5 protein-coding genes and 1 pseudogene are annotated in these 4,941 nt (G+C 50.7%); 2 read left to right on the top strand and 4 right to left on the bottom strand.

Annotated features, from left to right (window positions below; all coding sequences use genetic code 11):
- Both Q0338_RS01515 and Q0338_RS01510 read left to right on the top strand, forming a co-directional pair.
- A pseudogene (locus tag Q0338_RS01515) lies at positions 1-229 on the top strand (ABC transporter ATP-binding protein); the annotation flags it as partial.
- A gap of 8 nt (positions 230-237) precedes the next feature.
- Positions 238-1,362 carry an ABC transporter permease gene (locus Q0338_RS01510; RefSeq protein WP_298085217.1) on the top strand — a complete coding sequence of 375 codons (1,125 nt, stop codon included), beginning with the start codon at positions 238-240 and terminating at the stop codon, positions 1,360-1,362.
- A 1-nt stretch (position 1,363) separates the two neighbouring features.
- On the opposite strand, the gene Q0338_RS01505 is transcribed toward Q0338_RS01510, so the two are convergent.
- The 4 genes from Q0338_RS01505 to Q0338_RS01490 are packed head-to-tail and all read right to left on the bottom strand — an operon-like array spanning position 1,364 to position 4,915.
- Positions 1,364-2,470, bottom strand: a complete 1,107-nt coding sequence (locus Q0338_RS01505; RefSeq protein ID WP_298085216.1) for an NnrS family protein — start codon at positions 2,468-2,470, stop codon at positions 1,364-1,366.
- A complete protein-coding gene (locus tag Q0338_RS01500) occupies positions 2,463-3,152 on the bottom strand; it encodes an ATP-binding cassette domain-containing protein (RefSeq protein WP_298085215.1) in 690 nt (229 codons plus the stop codon). The genes Q0338_RS01505 and Q0338_RS01500 overlap by 8 nt, the downstream gene beginning before the upstream one ends.
- 6 nt (positions 3,153-3,158) lie before the next feature.
- Entirely contained in the window at positions 3,159-3,956 is a 798-nt protein-coding gene (locus Q0338_RS01495; RefSeq protein ID WP_298085214.1) for an ABC transporter permease subunit, read from the bottom strand.
- Positions 3,953-4,915: an ABC transporter substrate-binding protein gene (locus Q0338_RS01490; RefSeq protein ID WP_298085213.1), complete on the bottom strand. Its 963-nt coding sequence runs from the start codon at positions 4,913-4,915 to the stop codon at positions 3,953-3,955. The genes Q0338_RS01495 and Q0338_RS01490 overlap by 4 nt, the downstream gene beginning before the upstream one ends.
- Between the last annotated feature and the right edge of the window lie 26 nt (positions 4,916-4,941).

Raw genomic sequence — 4,941 nt, 5'->3', positions numbered from 1 at the left:
CGGAGATAGAGCGGGCGAAGCGGCGTCGCTGCTAGCCTCAAACGCCGCGCTTAGCGTTTCGGCTTTCGGTAACGGCTATCACGTAACCGCAAAGGACGCGGGCGCGCTACAAGAGGCGGTTAAAAGCCTAGAAATACCGCGAAACGAGCTAAGCCTAAGACCGATCAAAGCGAGCCTAGAGGATGTTTTCATCCACCTGCTAGAGCTTCATAAAGACGAGCGATTTTAGGAGCGGCGATGAAATTTATCTCGTTTTCACGCACCGCAGCGATGGTCGTAAAGGAATTTCGTCAAATTTTAAGAGACCGCGCGACGCTAGCTATGATCATCGCGATGCCGCTGATGCTGATGCTGCTTTTTGGCTACGCGATAAACAACAACCCGCGCCACCTGCCCTCAGCCGTAGTGATCGCTGATAGCGGCGGCAAGCTCACCCGCTCGCTAGTTAGCGCGATGAAAAATACGGAGTTTTTCGACGTCAAACACGTCGGCGCGGACGCGGACAGAGCTGAAGCCATGATGCAAAGCGGCGAGGCGCAGTTTATTATCTATTTTCCGCCGAATTTAGAACGCGACCTCATGCGAGGCCAAACGCCTAAAATTTTAATCGCCACCGACGCCACCGATCCCTCGGCAAACTCGGGCGCCGCGGGCGCGCTCCAAATAGCATTTGAGCAGGCTCTAGCTAGAGACAAACCCGGCTACGCGCAGCCTAGGGCGGAATTTGAGCTGCGCGCGCACTCTCGCTACAACCCGGAGCTACTCACGCGCTATCAGATCATCCCCGGGCTCATGGGTATCTTACTCACGCTAACGACGACCCTGCTAATGAGCATCTCGGTGACGAGGGAGTTTGAGCACGGCACGATGGAAAATCTCCTCGCAGCTCCTCTACGCCCGGCTGAAGTGATGATAGGCAAAATTTTGCCCTACCTGCTCATAGCTTACCTGCAAGTAGGCGCGCTTTTGTTGATAGCCAGGCTTCTTTTCGGGCTACCTGCTATCGGCAACTGGGGTGCGCTTTTTACGGCTTGCACCTTGCTTATGCTAGCAAATTTGGGCGTGGGTTTTACCTTTAGCACGCTAGCTCGCAGCCAGCTGCAGGCGATGCAGATGACTTATTTTTTCTTTTTGCCTTCGATGCTGCTGTCGGGGTTTATGTTTCCTTTTTACGGGATGCCGGCGTGGGCGCGGTTTATCGGCGAGTGCTTTCCGCTGACGCATTTTTTGCGTATCATTAGAGGCGTATGGCTAAAAAGCGCCCAACTTAGCGATTTTTACTACGACCTAGCCGCGATTTTGGCATTTTTATGCGTTAGTACAGCCATATCGCTCGCTAGATATAAAAGGACGCTGGATTAGCCTACTCCGGATCGTCGCTAAACTCGTTATCTCTAAAAATTTTATAAAAATCGATAAACCAAAGTGCAAACGCTACGGCGATGAGAGTTGCCGGTAAATGTATATAAAATCCGCTCCAAACGTAAGCCAAAAAGCCCCTGCAAATGCCGGCGGCGATAACTAGCACAAAGGCGATCTTGCTCAGGCGTAAAAACTCAAGCTCCTGCCCGCTGTGGCGCAGACCCGCGATGTTAAAGATAAGCATAATGCTAAAAATAATGCCGTTTAGCGCGATGACGTGCAGCATATTTGTCTCCAGCCCCAGTCCCAAAATCCCGCTCGCGCCGTAAATGGCATAGCCCGCGGCCAGCAAAAGCTGCATCAGGTAGTAATAAATCACGAAGCTATGACGCAAAAGCTCCTTGTAGTGCCACTCTTTTAGCTTGGCTAAAATCGCGCTACCGCAGGCTATAGCGGCGAAATTTACCGCCTTGCTGCCTTCAAAAAACAAGCTAACTAACAAAAACGCGCAAACGCTAACGATCGCGATGTTTTTATAAACGAAATTTGGCACAAAGGCCGCGTCTTGCATACCGGACTCGCGGTTTAGTGCCTCTTTGCCAAGCACCACGCTAACGCGAAAAGATACGAGCAAAATCGCGATAACGTGCAGGTGGATTTGTAAATTTAAAAATTTCTCCTCGCCGCTAAGCAGATAGTAAATCTCAAAGCCCAAAATGCCTAGTAAAAATGCCAAAACGCCCAGCTGATCGTCGTTTCTATCAAGCCAGATCATATAAACGCAAAGCCCCGCCAGATACGCCCAAAAAAGCGCCATAAAAAAGTGCGCCGCAAACAGGCTAAAAAACGCGCTAACAAAACTAGCCGCAAAAAAAGAAAACATAGCGCAGGCGTGCTTTTTAAGCCCTCCGCCAAAATTCGTCCAATCAGTTAGTCCCGTTAGCAAAAATCCAGCATACGCAAGGGCTGCAACAAGGTGCAAAAAGATAAATTTGTGCCAGCTAACAAAATCCACGGGCGTAAAAAATACCGCTCCGCCCAGCACCGCGCAAACCGCGCTCGTAAGGAAAAAAATTCTCATCGGATGGGTGAAAAAGTCGTTAATCATAATAAATTTTTCCTTTAAAATTTTCGTCTATCACGCCGCTAGCGTAGGCAAAATCTCGCTGCGAAAAGGCGCGGTCAAGTTCCAGCTCGCGCTCGATCACAGCGCCCTTGCTCGCTAAAAAGCAAATTTTACTAGACATGCGCGCGGCCTCCATCCTGTCGTGAGTCACCAGCACGACGCTCATGCCCTCCTCGACGCGGCGCGTGACGATATCTATCAGGATTTCTTTCATATCATAATCAAGCCCCGAAAACGGCTCGTCCATCAGCAGTAAATCAGGCTTTGTCACGATCGCCCGCACGAAAGCAACCCTTTGGCGCATGCCGCCGCTTAGCTCGTCAGGGTACTTTAGTGCGTCTTTTTCCGTTAGTCCAAGCCTAGAAAATAGCTCTAGCACGGCCTTTTCATCTGGTTCGTCCATCACGAGCAGCACGTTTTCAAGCGCATTTTTCCACTCCAGCAGGCGATTTTCCTGAAAGAGATAGGTCGTTTTGTTAAATTTATTGATTATCTTGCCTTTGCGCGGATCAATGAGACCCGAGATCAGGCGCAGGATCGTGGTTTTACCGCAGCCGCTCGCGCCAAATAGCGTCACTACTTCGCCCGCGCCGACCTTTAGACTAAAGTCGCGCACGACCTTGTCGCGTAAAATTTCGTATTCTAAATTTTGAAGTTCCAGCATGGCAAACTACCTTTTCCACGGCATTAGCGTGATCTTTAGCGGCTCGATAACCAGATACTCAAAAAGCATAATGATAGCGATAGTGAGCACGACGTAGGCCATCACCTCGGTGGTATCTAGCATCACTCTAGCGTTTGCGATCTTGGCGCCCATACCGTCGTTCGCGCCTAGCAGCTCGCCCATGATGACGATCTTTACGCCCATGCCTACGGCGACGCTTAGAGAGCTGATGATGTGGCTGGTTAGGTGCGGAACGTATAGGTGGCGAATCTTTTTGCAAATGCCTAGTTTATAGGCGTCAAACATCTCCTTTAGCTCCTCGCTAACGCTCATCATACCGACCATCGAGCTAGCAAAGGTTAGCGGCAAAACCGTGATGATGATCGTAAAGATGGTGCTCGCGTTTCCAAACCCGAACCAAAATATAGCTAAAACGATCCAAATAATAGGCGGCATAGAAAGCAGCGTCGTGATAACTGGCTTTAAAAACGCGGCAAAGCTTTTATATGCTCCGGCAACCAGCCCCAGCGTGATACCGATGGCACAGGCCGTACCGACTCCGACTAGCGAGCGCACGAGAGTGATGTTTATCTCGCTGTTTTTATAATCCGCCAAAAGCTCATAAGCCCGCACGAAAACAGCCTGCGGAGCCGGGAGTAAAAACTCCCCTCCCAGCTCGCTGCCGATCTGCCAAAGCGCGATGATAAGCGCGATCGTCGCAAATCCGCTAAAGCCGCCCCAAAGGTAGTCTGCGACCTTTAAAAACGCGTTGCGGTCTTTTTTGACGTTATCGACGAGTATCATAAAAATAGGCTCTTATCAGGCATTTTTCCGCCGAGCAACTTTGGATTAAACTCAAAAATTTGCTCAAAAAACGCCATCACGTCATCTTGCAACTCATGCGCTTTTGTTACGGTCAAATTTGCCTTATCAAAAGCCCCAGCTAGCGCAGGCTCGGGCGCAGGCAGATACTCGGCGCCGATTTTAGCCGCGCTTTGTTTGTTTTCCAGGATCCATTTTAGCGCGCTCGTTAGATCGGCGTGCAGCGTCTCAAAAAGCGCGCGATTTGCCTCGTAGTAGTCCACGTTTACGATGATGCCCGCCATCGGGATGTATGGTTTGGCACCAAAGCTCTCGCCCCAAGTTTTAGGAAAATCAAGCCCGTAATGCACAGCTACGCCCGCTTTTTTACCGCGCAAAATCGTCGCTTCGCTAAGAGGCTGCGGCACGATAAGCACGTCGTAGTCCTTTTGGATAAACAGCCCAACCGCTTCAGGCGGAGTCTGGGTGTACGTGATGTCAAGCTTGCTCGCGTCTATGCCGCGTTTCTTGCAAAGCGCGCGTAGCACGAGATCGGGCATATCGTTTTTAAACGGCATTATGATTTTTTTGCCGACGAAGTCCTCGAGCGTCTTGATACTCTCGTCCTTTATCATCGCGTTCATGACGCCTAGCGTGAGTAAATTTAACATCGCGAAATTTAACCCCTGATTTCGCAGGTTCGCTGCGACGTTTGAGGGCGACATAGTGACCTTGATATCGCCGCTAGCCACACCCGCGCGCAGGACGTCCGGAGTGTTCCAGATGCGCAGCTTCACGTCGTGCGTCTTTGCTAGCTCGCCTTGCATGCTTGCCACGGCCATTATCACGCTAGGGATCGCCGGCGCGCCCCACATCGTAAAGTTTTCCTTCGCAAAAAGGCTAGGAGCCATCGTAGTCGCGCCCAGCGCCGCGCCGAGTCCTAAAAATCCTCGTCTGTTCATAGCTTTCTCCTTGTATTAAGATTTTA

It is taken from the genome of uncultured Campylobacter sp. (genome assembly GCF_938018145.1).
Taxonomy (GTDB): Bacteria; Campylobacterota; Campylobacteria; order Campylobacterales; family Campylobacteraceae; genus Campylobacter_A.
Note: the sequence above shows the minus strand (reverse complement) of the source record. Positions and strands in the feature narration are given on the sequence as shown.

Coding starts and splice junctions, on each gene's coding strand:
- Q0338_RS01505 (WP_298085216.1), bottom strand. CDS start 2,470: ATGATTAACGACTTTTTCACCCATCCGATGAGAATTTTTTTCCTTACG.
- Q0338_RS01510 (WP_298085217.1), top strand. CDS start 238: ATGAAATTTATCTCGTTTTCACGCACCGCAGCGATGGTCGTAAAGGAA.
- Q0338_RS01500 (WP_298085215.1), bottom strand. CDS start 3,152: ATGCTGGAACTTCAAAATTTAGAATACGAAATTTTACGCGACAAGGTC.
- Q0338_RS01490 (WP_298085213.1), bottom strand. CDS start 4,915: ATGAACAGACGAGGATTTTTAGGACTCGGCGCGGCGCTGGGCGCGACT.
- Q0338_RS01495 (WP_298085214.1), bottom strand. CDS start 3,956: ATGATACTCGTCGATAACGTCAAAAAAGACCGCAACGCGTTTTTAAAG.